Consider the following 16,377-nt stretch of genomic DNA (forward strand, 5'->3'; position numbering starts at 1 on the left):
GCCTCATGACGACCGCCACCATGACCACCGCCTCGCCCTCGAAGATCTCGGTCCGCAACCTGGACTTCTACTACGGCAACTTCCACGCCCTCAAGGGCATCAACCTGGACATTCCCGAGAAGAAGGTCACCGCCTTCATCGGCCCCTCGGGCTGCGGCAAGTCCACCCTGCTGCGCACGTTCAACCGCATGTACGAGCTGTACCCGGAGCAGCGCGCCAAGGGCGAGATCATCCTGGACGGCGAGAACCTGCTCACCTCCCGGCAGGACGTGGCCCTGATCCGCGCCAAGGTCGGCATGGTGTTCCAGAAGCCCACGCCGTTCCCGATGTCCATCTACGACAACATCGCCTTCGGCGTGCGCCTGTTCGAGAACCTGTCCTCCAGCGACATGGACGACCGCGTCGAGTGGGCCCTGCGCAAGGCCGCTCTGTGGAACGAAGTCAAGGACAAGCTGGACCAGTCCGGTTCCGGCCTGTCCGGCGGCCAGCAGCAGCGCCTGTGCATCGCCCGCGGCATCGCCATCAAGCCCGAGGTGCTGCTGCTCGACGAACCGTGCTCCGCGCTGGACCCGATCTCCACCGCGAAGATCGAGGAGCTGATCGCCGAGCTGAAGGACGACTACACCGTGGTCATCGTGACGCACAACATGCAGCAGGCTGCCCGCTGCAGCGACTACACCGCCTACATGTACCTGGGCGACCTGGTGGAAGTGGGGGAGACCGAGCAGATCTTCTTCAAGCCGCGCCGCAAGGAAACCGAGGACTACATCACCGGCCGCTTCGGCTGATCACAGGAAGGCAAGAGCGATGGCAGACAAGCACATTTCCGCCCAGTTCGACTCCGAGCTCAATAGCGTCTCCTCGCGCGTCCTGGAGCTCGGCGGCCTGGTCGAGTCGCAGATCCACCAGGCCATTTATTCGCTGTCCAATTTCAGCGTGGAGGCCGCCGACCAGGTGCTCGTGATCGAGCAGCGCGTCAACCAGATGGAGGTCGACATCGACCGCGAGCTGGCTTCCATCATCGGCCGGCGCCAGCCCACCGCCCGCGACCTGCGCCTGCTGCTGGCGATTTCCAAGGGTACGGCCAACCTCGAGCGCGCCGGCGACGAGGCGGCCAAGATCGCCCGCATGGTCAAGTCCATCATCGACAGCGGCGCCGCGCGCCAGCTGCCCACCTCGGACCTGCGCGTCGCCGCCGACCTGGCGGCCGGCCTCCTGCGCAAGGCGCTGGATGCCTTCGCCCGCCTTGACACCGCGGCGGCCGTGACCATCCTGAAGGAAGACGACCTGATCGACGCCGAGTTCGACGGCTTCGTGCGCAAGCTGATCACCTACATGATGGAAGACCCCCGCACCATCTCGGCCAGCCTGGACCTGCTGTTCCTGGCCAAGGCGGTGGAGCGCATCGGCGACCACGCCAAGAACGTCGCCGAATTGATCATCTACGTGGTCAAGGGCGCCGATGTCCGCCACAGCTCCATGGAACAGATCGAGTCCGCCCTGCGATGAAGAAGCCCCGTGTCCTGATCGTCGAGGACGAGCCGGCGATCGCCGAGCTCATTGCCGTCAACCTGCGCCACAACGGCTTCGACCCGATCTGGTCGGAGGACGGTACCAGCGCCCAGCGCGAGATCGACGCGGTGCTGCCCGACGCCATCCTGCTCGATTGGATGCTCCCCGGCCAGAGCGGCCTGGCGCTGGCCCGCAAGTGGCGCGCCGACCCGCGCACCAAGGCCATCCCGATGCTGATGCTCACCGCCCGCGGCGACGAGCCGGACAAGGTCGCCGGGCTGGACGCCGGTGCGGACGACTACGTCACCAAGCCCTTTTCCACGCAGGAACTCCTGGCCCGCATCCGCGCCGTGCTGCGCCGCCGCGCGCCGGAGCAGGCCGCCGAGTCCGTCACCATCGGCGCGCTCACGCTGGATGCCGCCACCCACCGCGTGACCTGGCAGGGCCAGCCGCTGAAGCTGGGCCCCACCGAGTTCAAGCTGCTGCACTACCTCATGGCGCACCCCGAGCGCGTACACAGCCGCGCACAACTCCTGGACCGCGTCTGGGGCGACCACGTCTTCATCGAGGAGCGCACGGTCGACGTCCACGTCAAGCGCCTGCGCGAGGCCCTCGGGTCGGCGGGCACGATGGTCGAGACGGTGCGCGGGGCGGGCTACCGCCTTACGGGCCAGCCCGTGGCGCAGGTGCGCGCGGCCTGACGAGCCCATGGCCTTCCGGGTCTTCATCTTCGTCGCCTTCCTGGTCGGCGGCGCCCTGGTCGGCATCGAGCTGGCCCATGCCTGGGGCGCGGCCGCCGCCGTCACCCTGGCGGCCGTGGCCTGGTTCACCCAGGACCTGTGGCGCGGCGCGCGCGTCGTTCGCTGGCTGCGCCGCACCGAGGAACTGGAGCCGCCGCGCATGCGCGGCTTGTGGGGCGAGATCATCGAGCGGGCGCGCCGCGCCCTGCGCGCGCGCGAGCAGGCGACCGCCGATGCGCAGGCCCGCCTGCAGCACTTCCTGGAGGCCATCCAGGCCTCGCCCAACGGCGTGGTGCTGCTGGATGCCGAGGGCCGCATCGAATGGTGCAACCAGACCGCGGCCCTGCACTTCGGCTTCGACGCGCAGCGTGACGTCGCCCAGCTGGTCGGCAACCTGGTGCGCGACCCGGCCTTCACTGCCTACATGGCGGTGGGCGATTTCACGCGCGACGTGGTGATTCCGGGCCGCGACAACACGCCCTCGCGCCCCAGCCGCCTCTCGGTGCGGCTGCACCCCTACGGCGAGGGCCGCAAGCTGCTGCTCTCGCGGGACATCACCGCGCTGGAGCAGGCCGAGACCATGCGGCGCGACTTCGTCGCCAACGTCTCGCACGAGATCCGCACCCCGCTCACGGTCCTGGCCGGCTTCGTCGAGTCGCTGCAGACCCTGCCGCTGGATGACGCCGAGCGGGCGCGCTACCTCGGCCTGATGTCGCAGCAGGCGCACCGCATGCAGGCCCTGGTCAGCGACCTGCTCACGCTGTCGCGGCTGGAGGGCAGCCCGCTGCCCGCCGTGAACGACTGGATCCCGCTGCCGGCGCTGCAGGCCCAGTGCGAGGACGAGGCCCGCGGCCTGGCCGCGGCGCTGGGCAAGGGGCATGCGTTGCGGTTCGCCCCGGCGCCGCCGGTGGAGATCTCGGTGGCCGGCGCCGAGCTGGTGAGCGCCATGTCCAACCTGGTCGGCAACGCGATCCGCTACACCCCGGCGGGTGGCGACATCGACGCGGGCTGGACGCGCCAGCCGGACGGCCGCCTGCTTTTCAGCGTGCGCGACACCGGCGCCGGCATCGCCGCCGAGCACCTGCCGCGCCTGACCGAGCGCTTCTACCGGGTGGACCGAAGCCGCTCCCGCGAGACCGGCGGCACCGGCCTGGGCCTTGCCATCGTCAAGCACGTGGTGCAGCGCCATGGCGGCGAGCTGCGCATCGCCAGCACGGTGGGCGCGGGCTCGACCTTCTCCTTCACGCTGCCGGGCAGCCGGGTCCGCGAGAGCCTCAGCGCGGACGCCGCCGGGCCCGCACCGCGCGCCACAGCAGGGTGAAGAGCGCCGCGCCGGCCAGCGCCAGCGCCAGCGCGCCGGCGCCCCAGAAGGCCCAGGGCGCGCGCACCGGCTCGAGGCCCGGCGCGCCCACGTAGGCCAGCCAATAGCCGCCGCCCAGGCCCACGCCCCACAGCATCAGGCAATACACCACCAGCGAGGCGGTGGCCACGCCGAAGCTGCGCAGCACGAAGACGCACACGGTCTGCGTGGCGTCGAACAGGTGATACACCGCCACCCAGGGCAGCAGCGAGGCGGCCAGCGCCACCACCGGCGCGTTGCCTCCGGCGAACAGGCGGGCCAGCGGCGCATGCAACGCGGCGACTGCCGCGGCGCTGAACGCTGCCAGGCCCAGCGCCAGCTTGAAGCCCACGCGCAGCGCCAGGCGCGCCCGCGCCTCGTCCTGCGCGCCGAGCCAGTAGCTCACCTGGGCGCTGGTCGCGATGCCCAGCGCCAGCGGCATCATGTACAGCAGCCCCGTCATGCTGGCGGCCACCTGGTGGCTGGCGGCGGCCACGGTCCCCAGGCGCGCGATGAACAGCGCCATCAGGGTGAACGAGGTGACTTCCACCGCGATCGACAGCCCGGTGGGAATGCCCAGGCGGGCGAAGCTGCGCAGGGTGGGGCCGTGCGGGCGCTCCATCGGCGCCCAGATGCGATAGGGGCGGTAGATGTCCTGCGTGCGCAGCATCCAGGCCGCGATGACCACCATCGCCAGGTTGACCACCAGCGTGGCCCAGGCGCAGCCGGCCAGGCCCAGCGCCGGCAGGCCCGCGCCGCCGAACACCAGCCACACCGACAGCGGCACCTTCACCGCCAGCGCGGCGATCTGGATCAGCGTCACCAGCCGGGGCAGGCCCAGGCTCTGGTTGAGGGTGCTGTAGAGGCGGAACAGCAGCGCCGGGGGCAGGGCGAAGGCGAGGATGGCGAGGTAGTGCGAGACCTCGTCCTGCAGTGCCGGCGGCACCTCGGTGGCGCGCAGCAGCGGGCCGGGCAGGAGCAGGGCGGCCATGCCCGCCACCATCGCCAGGCCGGCGAGGTACAGCGCCTGGCGCACCGAACGCCCCAGCGCCTCGTCCTCGCCTGCGCCGCGCAGCTGCGACCAGATCGGCAGCTGCGCCTGCAGCACCCCGAGCAGGGCCACGAAGATGCTGATGTAGACGGCCGACCCCACCGACAGCGCCGCCAGCGCCTCGGCGGAGAAGCGCCCGGCCACCAGCGTGTCGGTCAGGCCGAAGGCCATCACCGCCACCTGCCCGACGAAGACCGTGCCCGCGTGGCGGGCGATGGTGCGAAGCTCCTGCACCGGGGGCCTCAGGGGCGCTTGCGCCAGACCCGCAGGTTCTCGCGCGGGTCCGAGGGTCGGCGGATGGTGGACACCAGCTCCCAGCGGTCCATGCGCAGCTCGCTGGCGGTGGACGAGGCCAGCTGCGCGGCGGTCACCCGCCAGGCGCACACCGGCTGCGGGCCGGCGGGCCGCAGCGCCAGGTTGCCGTGGTAGGCCAGGGCGGTCATCTGGCCGCGGGTCAGGGCGCCCACTTCCACGCAGCCCGGCTCAGGGCCGGTGGCGCGCAGCACGGCGCGCACGCCGGGCACGTAGCTGCGTGCGTAGTCCAGCACCGGCAGCCACAGGGTCATGAGCAGCAGCCAGCACAGGGCGGCGCCGGCGGCGGGCAGCACCAGGCTTTTCCAGAGCGCGGCGCGGTGGCGGCCGGCGCGCCAGCGCACCAGGGCCGCCCAGGCCAGGGTGCCGGCCAGCGCGGCGAGGAAGGCCGGCAGCGAGAAGCTCGGCTCGAAGCCCACCGCCAGGCGCGCCACGTTGGCCGCGGGCTTGGCCGGCACGCCGGTCTGCAGGGAGATCCACACCACCCAGATCACCAGGGCGATGCCGCTGAAAAACAGCAGGGTGAACCAGTCGATCAGGGCCGAGACCGAGCGACGCAGCGTGGGCAGGGCGAAGGCCGCCAGCGCCGCGAGCGCGGGCAGGGCCAGCAGCAGGGAGCGGTCGGCATTGGGCGTGGTCAGGGCGGAGGCGAGGCTCAGGCCCGCCAGGGCCAGCGGCAGGGCCACATGCGGGCTGGCCAGCTGCCGGCGCCAGCGCCAGGTGGTCCACAGCGCCAGCGGCCACACCGGCCAAGTGAACCAGGCCACCAGGCGGACCAGGCCGCGCCAGCCGGCGGCGCTGTCGGCCAGGTCCAGGCGCAGGCGCCACAGGTCGAGGGCCGAGGCCAGCACGGCGACGCCCACGGTGATCGCGGCGGCCACGAGCGAGGCGCGCGCCGCCGGCGTGGCCTCGCCGCCCTCGCGGGCCTGCAGCGCGAGCACCGCCGCGCCGGTGGCGCCGAACAGCACGGCCAGCGTGGGACCGCCGCTGAGGGCCAGGCCGGCCAGGCCCAGGGCGAGGGCCAGCGGCGGCCAGGCGCGGGGCCGGCCCAGGGCCGCGAGGCCGTAGAAGGCCAGCGCCGCCAGCCCCAGCTGCGCACCGGAGGGCGTGGTCTCGTGGGAGAACTGGGCCAGGCCCAGGCAGGCCACCAGGGCCAGCAGGCCGGCATCGGCCAGGGCGCGGGCGTAGTCGGTGGGGTCGGCCTCGCCGCCGAAGGCGAAGGGCACGGGTTGCGCGCGCGGCGTGCGCGCGAGGTGGTAGGTGGCGTACCAGGTGGCGGCCAGCGTCAGCGCCAGCCAGCCGATGGCGGGCAGCCGCACCGCCACGTCGGGTGCCAGCCAGCCCGCGGTGGCCTGGATCGCCCAGGCGCCGAGCCAGTACGGCAGCAGCGCGTCGAACTCGGGGGCGAAGCCCAGGATCTCGGGGCGGAACCAGTCGGTGGCCCCGCGCGCCAGCTCGTACATGTAGCCGAAGCCCTGCATGTCGGCATTGCGCCAGGGGTCACGGCCGATGAATCCGGGCAGCACGTAGGCCAGGCAGAACAGCAGCAGGGCCAGGCGCGGCAGGCGGCGCACGGCGGCCTGGGCGACGATCGCGGGGGTGGGCGAATTCACGCGGGGGATTATGTGCGGGGAAAGAAAAAGGGCAGCGCGGTTGCCCGGGCTGCCCTCGTTGGCGGGAACGCTCGCTTACTTGGCGAAGGCGGTCTTGCCGAACTTGTTGCGGAACTTCTCGACGCGGCCGCCCATGTTGTCCACGGACTTCTGGGTGCCGGTGTAGTAGGGGTGCGACTCGCTGGAGGTATCCAGCTTGAACAGGGGGTAGCTCTTGCCCTCGTGTTCGGCGGTTTCCTTGGTCGGAGCGCACGAGCGGGTCACGAACTTGAAACCGTTGGACAGGTCCACGAACAGAACGTCGCGGTAGTCGGGGTGGATGCCTTCTTTCATGATCTTCCTTGGGCTGGTGCGGCAGCCGGCTCAGACCATCCGAGCTACTTTCCGCAAGAAACCGCGCATTATAACCAGGTCGGTCAGCCGCCCCGACGCATCATGTCGAAGAACTCGACGTTGGTCTTGGTGGCCTTCATCGACTTGAGCACCATCTCCATCGCCTCGATCTCGTCCATGTTGTACATGAACTGGCGCAGGATGCGGGTCTTCTGCAGGATCTCGGGGGCCAGCAGCAGCTCCTCGCGGCGGGTGCCGGAGCGATTGAGCTGGATCGAGGGGAACACGCGCTTCTCGTAGAGGCGGCGGTCCAGGTGGATTTCGCAGTTGCCCGTGCCCTTGAATTCCTCAAAGATCACTTCGTCCATGCGCGAGCCGGTGTCGATCAGCGCGGTGGCGATGATGGTCAGCGAGCCGCCTTCCTCGACATTCCGGGCGGCGCCCAGGAAGCGCTTGGGACGCTGCAGGGCGTTGGCGTCCACGCCGCCGGTCAGCACCTTGCCGGAGGAGGGCACGACGTTGTTGTAGGCGCGGGCCAGGCGGGTGATGGAGTCCAGCAGGATCACCACGTCCTTCTTCAGTTCGACCAGGCGCTTGGCGCGCTCGATCACCATCTCGGCCACGTGCACGTGGCGGGCGGCCGGCTCGTCGAAGGTGGAGGCGATGACCTCGGCCTTCACCGAGCGCTGCATGTCGGTCACTTCCTCGGGGCGCTCGTCGACCAGCAGCACCATCATGTGGCTGTCGGGGTAGTTGGCCGAGATCGCGTGGGCGATGCTTTGCATCATCACGGTCTTGCCGGACTTGGGCGGGGCGACGATCAGGGCGCGCTGGCCCTTGCCGATGGGGGCGATGATGTCGATCACGCGGCCGGTGATGTTCTCCTCGCCCTTGAGGTTCTCACGCTCCAGGCGCATCTGCTCCTTGGGGAACAGCGGCGTGAGGTTCTCGAACATCACCTTGTGCTTGTTCTGCTCGGGCGGGCCGCCGTTGACCTTGTCCAGCTTGGTCAGCGCGAAGTAGCGCTCGCCGTCCTTGGGGATGCGCACCTCGCCCTCGATCATGTCGCCGGTGTGCAGGTTGAAGCGGCGCACCTGGCTGGGGGAGATGTAGATGTCGTCGGTGCTGGCGGTGAAGCTGGTGTCCGGGCTGCGCAGGAAGCCGAAGCCGTCGGGCAGGATCTCGAGCACGCCGTCCGCGAACACCTGCTCGCCGGCCTTCGCGCGCTTCTTGATGATCGCGAACATCAGCTCCTGCTTGCGCATCCGGCCGGTGTTCTCGATCTCGAGTTCCTCGGCTTGCTTGAGGACTTCGGAAACGTGCAGTGCCTTGAGTTCGTTCAGGTGCATGGCGGTATGCCTCGCGTTGTGCCCCGTGCGGGGGTCTGGTGGGTATCTGGGGGAGGTCCGAGGCGAGGCGAGAAGGGCCTCACGAACCGGGGACTCGGCGGGCCCGCCAACCAGGGGCGGGCATTGAGTGCCGGTGATTATATGTACGAAAAAGGGGCCCCTGGGGCCCCTGTCGCGGGTGGTGTTGCGCGTTCGCGCCAGCGCCCCGCGGGCACCGGATCAGGCCAGCTGCTGGTCGATGAAGGCGGTGAGCTGCGCCTTGCTCATGGCGCCCACCTTGGTGGCGGCGAGCTGGCCGCCCTTGAACAGCATCAGGGTGGGGATGCCGCGGATGCCGAACTTGGCGGGGATGTCGCGGTTCTCGTCGACGTTCATCTTCGCGATGACCAGCTTGTCCTGGTAGGCGGCGGAGACCTCGTCGAGGATCGGGGCGATCATCTTGCACGGGCCGCACCACTCGGCCCAGTAGTCCACCAGCACCGGCTTGGCCGACTGCAGGACGTCGGCTTCGAAGGAGGCGTCGGAGATGTGCTTGATCAGGTCGCTGGCCATGATGGTTCCTTGGGGTCTGGGTCGGTGCCCTTGTGCGTTTACAGTGGCGGGATTGTGACAGAAACCAAGCCCATCGACCGGACGTGCCGGGCTGCTCGAATGCTATGGCAACGATAGCGCCCGCCCATGATGGCGAGGGCGTCCTGGCGGGCCTGGTAGGCCGGCTGGCCGGTGAGATGGCGCGCCGCGGCGCCCACGCGGCGCGCACCGTGGTGCTCGTGCCCTACGCCCAGCTGATGCCCCTGGCCCGTCGCCTGTGGGCCCGCCACGCGCCCGACGGCTTCGCGCCGCGCTTCGAGACCACCATGAACTGGGCTTCGCGCGGCACCTTCGCGCCCGGCCCCACGGACCTGAGCTTCGACCGCGGCCTGGACCTGCTCACGGCCCGCGCCTGGCTGGACCGCGCCGGCCTGGGCCGCCAGGCCGGCGTGCTCGCGCCGCGCCTGGTCGAGGCGGCCTGGCAGCTGGCCACGCCCGCTGCCGCGGTGCTGCCCGCCGAGCGGCCTGAGTGGGCGGCCCGAGCGCGGGGTGTCGCCGGCCTGGGCCTGGAGCATGCCGCCATGGCCTTCGAGGCGGCGATCGCCCGCATCGCCATCGAATGGGCCGCCGCCTCGTCGTACGCGACGGACGAACTGCTGTCCGAGCGCACTGCCGCCTCCCTCGACCTGCTGGTGGTCCTGCAGGGCCTGCAGCCCGAGCCGGTCACCGAGGCCATTGCCCGACGCCTCGGCGAGCGCGCCGTGTGCTGGCCGCTGGACGAGTCCGCGCCCGCGGGCCGGCTGGCCCTGCATGCCGCCCCCGATCCCTCCCACGAGGCCGAGATGGCCGCCGCCTGCGTCATCCGGCACCTCGAGCAGGGCCGCGCGCCGGTGGCCCTGGCCGCGGTGGACCGGGTCCTCACGCGCCGCATCCGCGCCATGCTGGCCGCGCGCCGCGTGGCCATCGCCGACGAGACCGGCTGGAAGCTCTCGACCACCCGGGCCGCGGCGCAGGTCATGGCGCTGCTGGCCGCCTGCGCCTGGGACGCCAGCAGCGACGAGGTGATCGACTGGCTGAAGAACACCCCCGCCGCTGCGCCTCGTACCGTGCTCTCGCTGGAGCGGCGGGTGCGCCGCGCCGGCCTGCGGCAGTGGTCCGCGGTGACCGCGCCGCGCCTGGCGCGCGAGGGCGAGGCGGCTGGCGCGGGCTGGTCCGACCTGCTCGAACAAGCCAACGCCTGGCGCGAGCGGCTGCGCGCCGGGCGGCCGCTGCCCCAGTGGCAGCAGGCGCTGCGCGAGCTGCTGCAGGCCGTGCGCGCCTGGTCCGCGCTGGAGGCCGACCCGGCCGGCGCGCAGGCGATCGCCGCGCTCGGCCTCGACGAGGCGGCTGGCCACCTGTGGGCGCAGCTGCCGCAGGCCGAGCGCCGGCTCTCGCTGGCCGAATTCACTGCCTGGGCCGGCGAGGCCCTGGAGGCTGCGAGCTTCGTGCCTGACGCGCCGGAACTGGCGCAGGTGGTGATCCTGCCGTTCAACCAGCTGCTGGGACGCCGTTTCCCGGCGCTGGTGGTGCCGGGCTGCGACGAGGTCCGCCTCGCGCCATCGCCAGAGCCGCCGGGGCCGTGGACCGCGGCGCAGCGCGAGGTGCTGGGCCTGCCGCCGCGATCGCAGCTCGAGGCCACGCTGCGCGAGGGCTGGCGGCATGCCATGCAGGTGCCGCGGGTGGACGTGCTGTGGCGAGCCACCGACGACAGCGGTGAGCCGGTGCTGCCCAGTGCCCTGGTGCAGCTGCTGCGGCTGGAGGGCCTGGGCGGCGCGGCTGCCGACCCGCGCGAGCGCCGCGAGCTGCCCGTGCGCCCCGTGGCACGGCCCCAGCCGCAGGCGCCGCAACTCGGCGTGGCCCGGCTCTCCGCCAGTGCCTACGAGGACCTGCGCCGCTGTCCGTACCGCTTCCTCTCGCTGCGCCAGATGGGGCTGCAGGAGACCGAGGAGATCGATACCGACCTGGACAAGCGCGACTTCGGCACCTGGCTGCACGAAGTGCTGCGGCGCTTCCACGAGGCCCTGCACGCCGACTGGCGCGACGCGCACGCGGCCCGCGCTGCGCTGCTCGACGAGGTGGCGCTGGCTGCCACCCGGGACCTGAAGATGCCGCCCGGCGAGTTCCTGCCCTTCGAGGCTGCCTGGCCGCAGGTGCGCGAGGGCTACCTGCAGGCCCTCGCGAAGTTCGAGGCGGACCACGGCGCGCGCTTCGCCAGCGCCGAGACCCAGCACGACATGCCGCTGGGCCCGGTGACGCTGACTGGCCGCATCGACCGCATCGACCGCCTGCCCGATGGCCGCCGGCTCGTCATGGACTACAAGACCGAGGATGCCGGCCGTACGCGCGAGCGCATCGCCGCGCCCTTCGAGGACACCCAGCTGGCCTTCTACGCCGCCCTGCTGGACGACGACAGCCTGCGCGCCGCCTACGTCAACGTGGGCGAGCGCGGCGAGACCCGGTTCATGTTCCAGGAGGCGGTGCAGGAGGCGCGCGAGGCGCTGGTGCACGGCATCCTGGACGACCTGCGCCGCATCGGCGATGGCGCCACGCTGCCCCCGCTGGGCGAGGGACAGGTCTGCGAGCACTGCGCGGCCCGCGGCCTGTGCCGCAAGGACTACTGGCAGACATGATGTCCCCCCGTTCGCCCACTTCGTCCGGCTCCCCGCCCCCCGAGGGGACGCCCGCGCCTCGGGGCGGCCCGGCGGCGCCCGGCGCGCCCTCCGGTTCCTTCGCCTACGAGGTCAACGGCCACCGCGTGCCGCGCGAGGCCTTCTATGCCATCGCGTGCGACCCGCGCCGCAGCGTCGCGGTGGAAGCCTGCGCCGGCGCCGGCAAGACCTGGATGCTGGTCTCGCGCATCCTGCGCGCGCTGCTGGCCGGCACGCCGCCGCACGAGATCCTGGCCATCACCTTCACCAAGAAGGCCGCCGGCGAGATGCGCGAGCGCCTGCACGAGTGGCTGGAGGAATTCGCCCACGCCGACGATGCGAAGCTCCTCGGCGAGCTGGCCGCACGGGGCGTGCCTCCCGGCGAGGCCCCGGCCCTGGTGGCGCCGCTGCGCGGGCTGTACGCGCAGCTGCTCGCCGCCGGCCGGCCGGTGCAGGTGCGCACCTTCCACAGCTGGTTCGCCGCGCTGCTTCGCACCGCCCCCCTGGCCACCCTGGAGCACCTCGGGCTGCCCGCCCGCCACGACCTGCTGGAGGATGACGCGCAGGCCGTCGCCAAGGTCTGGCGCCGCTTCCACGATCGAGTCGCCGGCGATGCCGATGCGCGGCGCGACTATGAATCGAGCGTCGCCGCCCATGGCCGCAGCCAGACGCTCAAGGCGCTGCTGGGCGCCCTGTCCAAGCGTACCGAGTTCGGCCTGGCGGATGCCGAGGGCGTGGTCGAGGCCTCGGTGAAGCCATGGGACGAGGTCTTTCCCGACCTCCCGGGCGCCCCCACGCCCGCCGGGCTGCTGGCCGCCGAGGGGCCGGTGCGCGCGCAACTTCTCGCTGCGGCCCGGGCCCTGGGTCAGGCCACCCAGGCCACCTTCTCGGCCGCCGGTTCGCAACTGGAGCAGGGCGTGTCCGCCGGTGATCTCGCTCAGGCCCTCGGCGGCCTGCTCACGCAGAAGAACGAGCCGCGCAAGTTCAATGACAAGCTCGCCGGCATCGGCGACATCCGCGCTGCGCAGTACCTGGCGCTGCGCCTGCTGGCGGCCCAGGGCCAGCACGAGGCCTGGCTGCACCACCTGCGCATGGCGCGGCTGGCGCGCATCCTGATCGAGGAGTACGCCCAGCTCAAACGCGACGAGGGCTGGGTGGACATGAACGACGTCGAGCGCGCCGCACTGGTGATGCTGTCCGACCCGGTCCTTTCGGGCTGGGTGCAGGAGCGGCTGGACGCGCGCATCGCCCACCTGCTGGTCGACGAGTTCCAGGACACCAACCCGTTGCAGTGGCAGGCCCTGCACGCGTGGCTCTCGGGCTATGCCGGCGCGGGCGGCGGCGACGCGCCGGGCGTGTTCATCGTGGGTGACCCCAAGCAGAGCATCTACCGTTTCCGCCGCGCAGAGCCCCAGGTGTTCCGGGCGGCGCAGCGCTTCGTGGTCGACGGCCTCGGGGGCGACCTGCTCGGATGCGACCACACCCGCCGCAACGCGCCCTCGGTGCTGGGCGCGATGAACCAGGTGATGGAGGCCGCCCAGGCCGCCGGCCAGTACGAGGGCTTCCGCGCCCACACCACCGAGTCCGCCGCGCCCGGGCGGGTGCTGCACCTGCCGGCCATTGCGCGTGAGCCTTCCGCGGCGCCGGCCGCCGGCGAGGCGCCGGCGCCCGCCGAGGGCTGGCGCGACAGCCTGACGACGCCCCGCGAGCTGCCCGAGGAGCGCCTGCTGGTGCAGGAGTGCCGCCAGGCCGCGCGGTGGCTGGCGCGCCGCATCGCCGGCGGCCTCGCGCCGCAGGACATCATGGTGCTGGCGCGCCGTCGCGACCGCCTGGTGGCGATGCAGGATGAATTGCGTGACCTCGGCATCCCCTCGCAGCAGCCCGAGAAGGCCGACCTGGGCGAGGCCCCCGAGGTCCAGGACCTCGTCGCGCTGGTGGACGTGCTGGTCACGCCCACGCACGACCTGTCCATGGCCCGGGTCCTCAAGTCCCCGGTGTTTTCAGTGCCCGATGCGGCCCTGGTCGAACTCGCGCTGCGCGCGCGCGCCGTTGCCGCCGAGGGCCACCCGCGCCCGTGGCTCGACCTCCTGCAGGACGACGCGTGGACGCCTCCCGCGCCGCTGGCCGGCGTGGGCGAGGTGCTGGCGAAGTGGAAGCGGTGGATTGACCGCCTGCCGCCCCACGACGCGCTCGACGCAATCGTCCATGACGGCGACGTCCTCGCCCGCTACGCGCAGGCCGCGCCGCCCGCGCTGCGCGAGTCGGTGCTGGCCAACCTGCGCGCGCTGCTCGGCGCCGCCCTGGAGGTCTCGGGCGGCCGCTATGCCACGCCGTACGCCTTCGTGCGCGCGCTGCGCGCGGGTGGCCTGCGCGCGCCGGCGGTGGCCCAGGCCGGCGCGGTGCGCCTGCTCACGGTGCATGGCGCCAAGGGCCTGGAGGCGCCCCTGGTGCTGCTGCTGGACACCGACGCGCCGGCGCCGCGCGCCGAGACCATGGGCGTGCTGGTCGACTGGCCCGGCGAGGCTGCCGCGCCACGGCGCTTCGCCTTCCTTGCCAGCGAGAGCAAGCCGCCAGCCTGCTGCGTCGCGGCGCTCGAGGCCGAAAAGCAGGCGCGCCAGCGCGAGGAGCTCAACGCCCTCTATGTCGCCATGACCCGAGCCCGTGGCGAGCTGGCGGCCTCCAGCGTCGAGCCGCGCACGCCGGCGGAGGGCAGCTGGTGGCGGCGCGTGCAGCCGCTGTGCGAGCCGGTCGCCGAGGCCGATGTCGCGCCGGTGTCCGCGGCGCATGCCGACGCGGGTGCCCCGTGCGGCCTTCCCGTAGTGCCCGCGCCCAGCACGCCGTTGGCCCGACCGGTGAAGGACGACGAGGCCCTGGTGCCGGCCGACGGCCTCTCGCGGTTCGGCCAGGCCCTGCACCGCCTGCTCGAATGCTGGCCGGACCAGGCGCCCGCGTGCCCGCCGCCGTTGCTGCAACGGGTGGCGCGGGAGTTCGGCCTGTCCGCCACGGTGCTGCAGGATGCCCAGGCCATGGCCGCCCGCATCCGCCGCGGTGAGGGCGCCTGGGCCTGGGACCCGCAGGCGGTGGACTGGGCGGGCAACGAAGTCGAGATACACCACGAGGGCGAGCTGCTGCGGCTGGACCGCCTCGTACGCCGCCGCCAGGGCGGCGACTGGTGGGTGCTCGATTACAAGTCCGCGGCGCGCCCCGAGCAGGACGACGACCTGCTCGAGCAGCTGCGGCGCTATCGCCGCGCGGTGGCCGCGGCGCATCCCGGTGAGGCCGTGCGCGCGGCCTTCCTCACCGGGCTGGGCCGGCTCGTGCCGGTCGAATGAACGAAGAACGGGATTCCTGATGAATGTGATCGTGGTGGGCGCCGGGCCTGCCGGCCTCATGGCCGCCGAGGTGCTGTCGCAGCAGGGGCTGCGGGTGGACGTGTACGACGCCATGCCCTCGGCCGGCCGCAAGTTCCTGCTGGCGGGACGCGGGGGCATGAACCTCACGCACTCCGAGGCCCTCGAGGCCTTCCTGGGCCGCTACCGGCCGCAGGCGCCGATGCTGCGCGCCATGGTCGAGGCCTTTGGGCCCGAGGCGCTGCGCGAGTGGGCGCGCGGCCTCGGCGTGCAGACGTTCGTCGGCACCTCGGGGCGCGTCTTCCCGGTGGACATGAAGGCGGCGCCGCTGCTGCGCGCCTGGCTCCATCGCCTGCGCGAGGCGGGGGTGGTCTTCCATATGCGGCATCGCTGGCTGGGATGGGAAGGCGAGGGCGCGCTGCGCTTCGCCTCGCCGCAGGGCGAAGTGGGCGCGCGGGCCGATGCCGTGGTGCTCGCCCTGGGCGGCGCGAGTTGGGCACGCCTCGGGTCTGATGGCGCCTGGCAGCCGTTGCTGCGAGAGCGCGGCGTGGCGGTGGCGCCGCTGGTGCCGTCGAACTGCGGCTTCGACGTCGCCGGTGGCTGGAGCGGGCTTTTCTCCTCGCGCTTCGCGGGGCAGCCGTTCAAGTCGGTCGCCATCGCCTTCGAGGGCGAGCGGCGCAAGGGCGAATTCGTCGCCACCGCCTCGGGCGTGGAGGGCAGCCTGGTCTATGCGTTCTCCGCGCGCCTGCGCGATACCATCGCCCGTACCGGCGAGGCCACCTTCGCCCTGGACCTGTTGCCGGATCGCAGCCCCGAGCAGGTGCTGCGCGAGGTGTCGCACCCGCGCGGCTCGCGCTCCCTGTCCAGCCACCTCAAGGGCCGGCTGCACCTGGAGGGCATCAAGCTGGGGCTGCTGCACGAGGTCCTGACGAAGGAGCAGATGCACGACCCGGCGCTTCTCGCGGCGAACATCAAGGCATTGCCCGTTCGCCTGTCCGCGCCGCGACCGGTGGACGAGGCGATCAGCAGCGCCGGCGGCGTGGCCTGGGAGGCGCTCGACGACGGTGCGATGCTGCGCGCCATTCCAGGCACCTTCTGTGCCGGCGAGATGCTCGACTGGGAAGCTCCCACCGGCGGCTACCTGCTCACTGCGTGCTTCGCCAGCGGCCGCTGGGCGGCGGCCGGCGTGCTGCAACGGGCCGGCATGAAGAATTTTTCGCCCGGCTTGTCGGGCGCGAAAAAAACGGTATAGAATCGCAGGCTTCGCTGATCACGGCGCTGAGTTGGAAACGACGAGGCGAACGAGGTTGGCGAGTAGCGAGTCTGGTCGGTAGCGACGAGGCAGGCGACAAAAAAAGTTTGCCGGTTCTTAAAAAATCGTGCTAGAATTCAAGGCTTCGCTGATCGCAGCGAAGGCGGCAAGAAAGAAGCGGGTTGCTTTGATTTTGCGAAGTGTTCGTTAACAACACACAGCCGATAAGCGTGGGCGTTTGAGTGGCAAGACGATTGCCAAGTTCTTCGGAACTATCAAACGCTCATAAGAAAAGAAGTGAAGTTCAC

Annotated in this window: 12 protein-coding genes; 7 read left to right on the forward strand and 5 right to left on the reverse strand. The window is 71.8% G+C overall.

Annotated elements, in window-relative coordinates:
* Positions 1 to 5: 5 nt before the first annotated feature.
* From pstB to phoR, 4 genes are read left to right on the forward strand one after another with little or no spacing between them, the layout of a single operon-like run.
* Positions 6 to 788, forward strand: a complete 783-nt coding sequence (gene pstB, locus ACFQZY_RS12775; protein WP_377416302.1) for a phosphate ABC transporter ATP-binding protein PstB — start codon at positions 6 to 8, stop codon at positions 786 to 788.
* 19 nt (positions 789 to 807) lie between these two features.
* Complete coding sequence (gene phoU / locus ACFQZY_RS12780; RefSeq protein ID WP_377416304.1) at positions 808 to 1,509, forward strand: phosphate signaling complex protein PhoU; 702 nt, start codon at positions 808 to 810, stop codon at positions 1,507 to 1,509.
* Positions 1,506 to 2,213 (forward strand): phosphate regulon transcriptional regulator PhoB, encoded by a 708-nt coding sequence (gene phoB / locus ACFQZY_RS12785; protein WP_377416306.1) that lies wholly within the window; start codon positions 1,506 to 1,508, stop codon positions 2,211 to 2,213. The genes phoU and phoB overlap by 4 nt, the downstream gene beginning before the upstream one ends.
* Positions 2,214 to 2,220: 7 nt before the next feature.
* On the forward strand, positions 2,221 to 3,573 hold the full coding sequence (gene phoR / locus ACFQZY_RS12790; RefSeq protein ID WP_377416308.1) for a phosphate regulon sensor histidine kinase PhoR: 1,353 nt from the start codon (positions 2,221 to 2,223) through the stop codon (positions 3,571 to 3,573).
* On the opposite strand, the gene ACFQZY_RS12795 is transcribed toward phoR, so the two are convergent.
* From ACFQZY_RS12795 to trxA, 5 genes are all read right to left on the reverse strand, one after another.
* Entirely contained in the window at positions 3,527 to 4,876 is a 1,350-nt protein-coding gene (locus ACFQZY_RS12795) for an MATE family efflux transporter (RefSeq protein ID WP_377416310.1), read from the reverse strand. The genes phoR and ACFQZY_RS12795 overlap by 47 nt on opposite strands.
* A gap of 8 nt (positions 4,877 to 4,884) precedes the next feature.
* Entirely contained in the window at positions 4,885 to 6,567 is a 1,683-nt protein-coding gene (locus ACFQZY_RS12800; protein ID WP_377416312.1) for a hypothetical protein, read from the reverse strand.
* Positions 6,568 to 6,642: 75 nt separating this feature from the next.
* A complete protein-coding gene (locus ACFQZY_RS12805) occupies positions 6,643 to 6,900 on the reverse strand; it encodes a type B 50S ribosomal protein L31 (RefSeq protein ID WP_377416314.1) in 258 nt (85 codons plus the stop codon).
* A gap of 83 nt (positions 6,901 to 6,983) precedes the next feature.
* Positions 6,984 to 8,249 (reverse strand): transcription termination factor Rho, encoded by a 1,266-nt coding sequence (gene rho / locus ACFQZY_RS12810; RefSeq protein ID WP_377416316.1) that lies wholly within the window; start codon positions 8,247 to 8,249, stop codon positions 6,984 to 6,986.
* Between the two features lie 219 nt (positions 8,250 to 8,468).
* Positions 8,469 to 8,801 carry a thioredoxin TrxA gene (gene trxA / locus ACFQZY_RS12815; protein ID WP_377416318.1) on the reverse strand — a complete coding sequence of 111 codons (333 nt, stop codon included), beginning with the start codon at positions 8,799 to 8,801 and terminating at the stop codon, positions 8,469 to 8,471.
* A gap of 104 nt (positions 8,802 to 8,905) precedes the next feature.
* Here trxA and ACFQZY_RS12820 point away from each other — a divergent pair, with 104 nt between their 5' ends.
* Genes ACFQZY_RS12820 through ACFQZY_RS12830 form a run of 3 tightly spaced genes read left to right on the forward strand, consistent with a single transcriptional unit; the run spans position 8,906 to position 16,069 of the window.
* The gene (locus tag ACFQZY_RS12820; protein ID WP_377416319.1) at positions 8,906 to 11,449 is read left to right on the forward strand and encodes a PD-(D/E)XK nuclease family protein; all 2,544 of its coding nucleotides are present in this window, start codon (positions 8,906 to 8,908) and stop codon (positions 11,447 to 11,449) included.
* A complete protein-coding gene (locus ACFQZY_RS12825; protein ID WP_377416321.1) occupies positions 11,446 to 14,799 on the forward strand; it encodes a UvrD-helicase domain-containing protein in 3,354 nt (1,117 codons plus the stop codon). Before ACFQZY_RS12820 ends, ACFQZY_RS12825 begins: the two co-directional genes overlap by 4 nt.
* 19 nt (positions 14,800 to 14,818) lie before the next feature.
* On the forward strand, positions 14,819 to 16,069 hold the full coding sequence (locus ACFQZY_RS12830) for a TIGR03862 family flavoprotein (RefSeq protein WP_377416323.1): 1,251 nt from the start codon (positions 14,819 to 14,821) through the stop codon (positions 16,067 to 16,069).
* Positions 16,070 to 16,377: the final 308 nt, after the last annotated feature.

It is taken from the genome of Ramlibacter sp. GCM10027632 (genome assembly GCF_042675325.1).
Taxonomy (GTDB): domain Bacteria; phylum Pseudomonadota; class Gammaproteobacteria; order Burkholderiales; family Burkholderiaceae_C; genus Ramlibacter.

Bases quoted from the DNA above. Each gene is read 5' to 3' on its own strand.
- pstB (WP_377416302.1), top strand. From the start codon at position 6: ATGACGACCGCCACCATGACCACCGCCTCGCCCTCGAAGATCTCGGTC.
- phoR (WP_377416308.1), top strand. From the start codon at position 2,221: ATGGCCTTCCGGGTCTTCATCTTCGTCGCCTTCCTGGTCGGCGGCGCC.
- rho (WP_377416316.1), bottom strand. From the start codon at position 8,249: ATGCACCTGAACGAACTCAAGGCACTGCACGTTTCCGAAGTCCTCAAG.
- ACFQZY_RS12805 (WP_377416314.1), bottom strand. From the start codon at position 6,900: ATGAAAGAAGGCATCCACCCCGACTACCGCGACGTTCTGTTCGTGGAC.
- ACFQZY_RS12820 (WP_377416319.1), top strand. From the start codon at position 8,906: ATGGCAACGATAGCGCCCGCCCATGATGGCGAGGGCGTCCTGGCGGGC.
- phoB (WP_377416306.1), top strand. From the start codon at position 1,506: ATGAAGAAGCCCCGTGTCCTGATCGTCGAGGACGAGCCGGCGATCGCC.
- trxA (WP_377416318.1), bottom strand. From the start codon at position 8,801: ATGGCCAGCGACCTGATCAAGCACATCTCCGACGCCTCCTTCGAAGCC.
- ACFQZY_RS12825 (WP_377416321.1), top strand. From the start codon at position 11,446: ATGATGTCCCCCCGTTCGCCCACTTCGTCCGGCTCCCCGCCCCCCGAG.
- ACFQZY_RS12830 (WP_377416323.1), top strand. From the start codon at position 14,819: ATGAATGTGATCGTGGTGGGCGCCGGGCCTGCCGGCCTCATGGCCGCC.
- phoU (WP_377416304.1), top strand. From the start codon at position 808: ATGGCAGACAAGCACATTTCCGCCCAGTTCGACTCCGAGCTCAATAGC.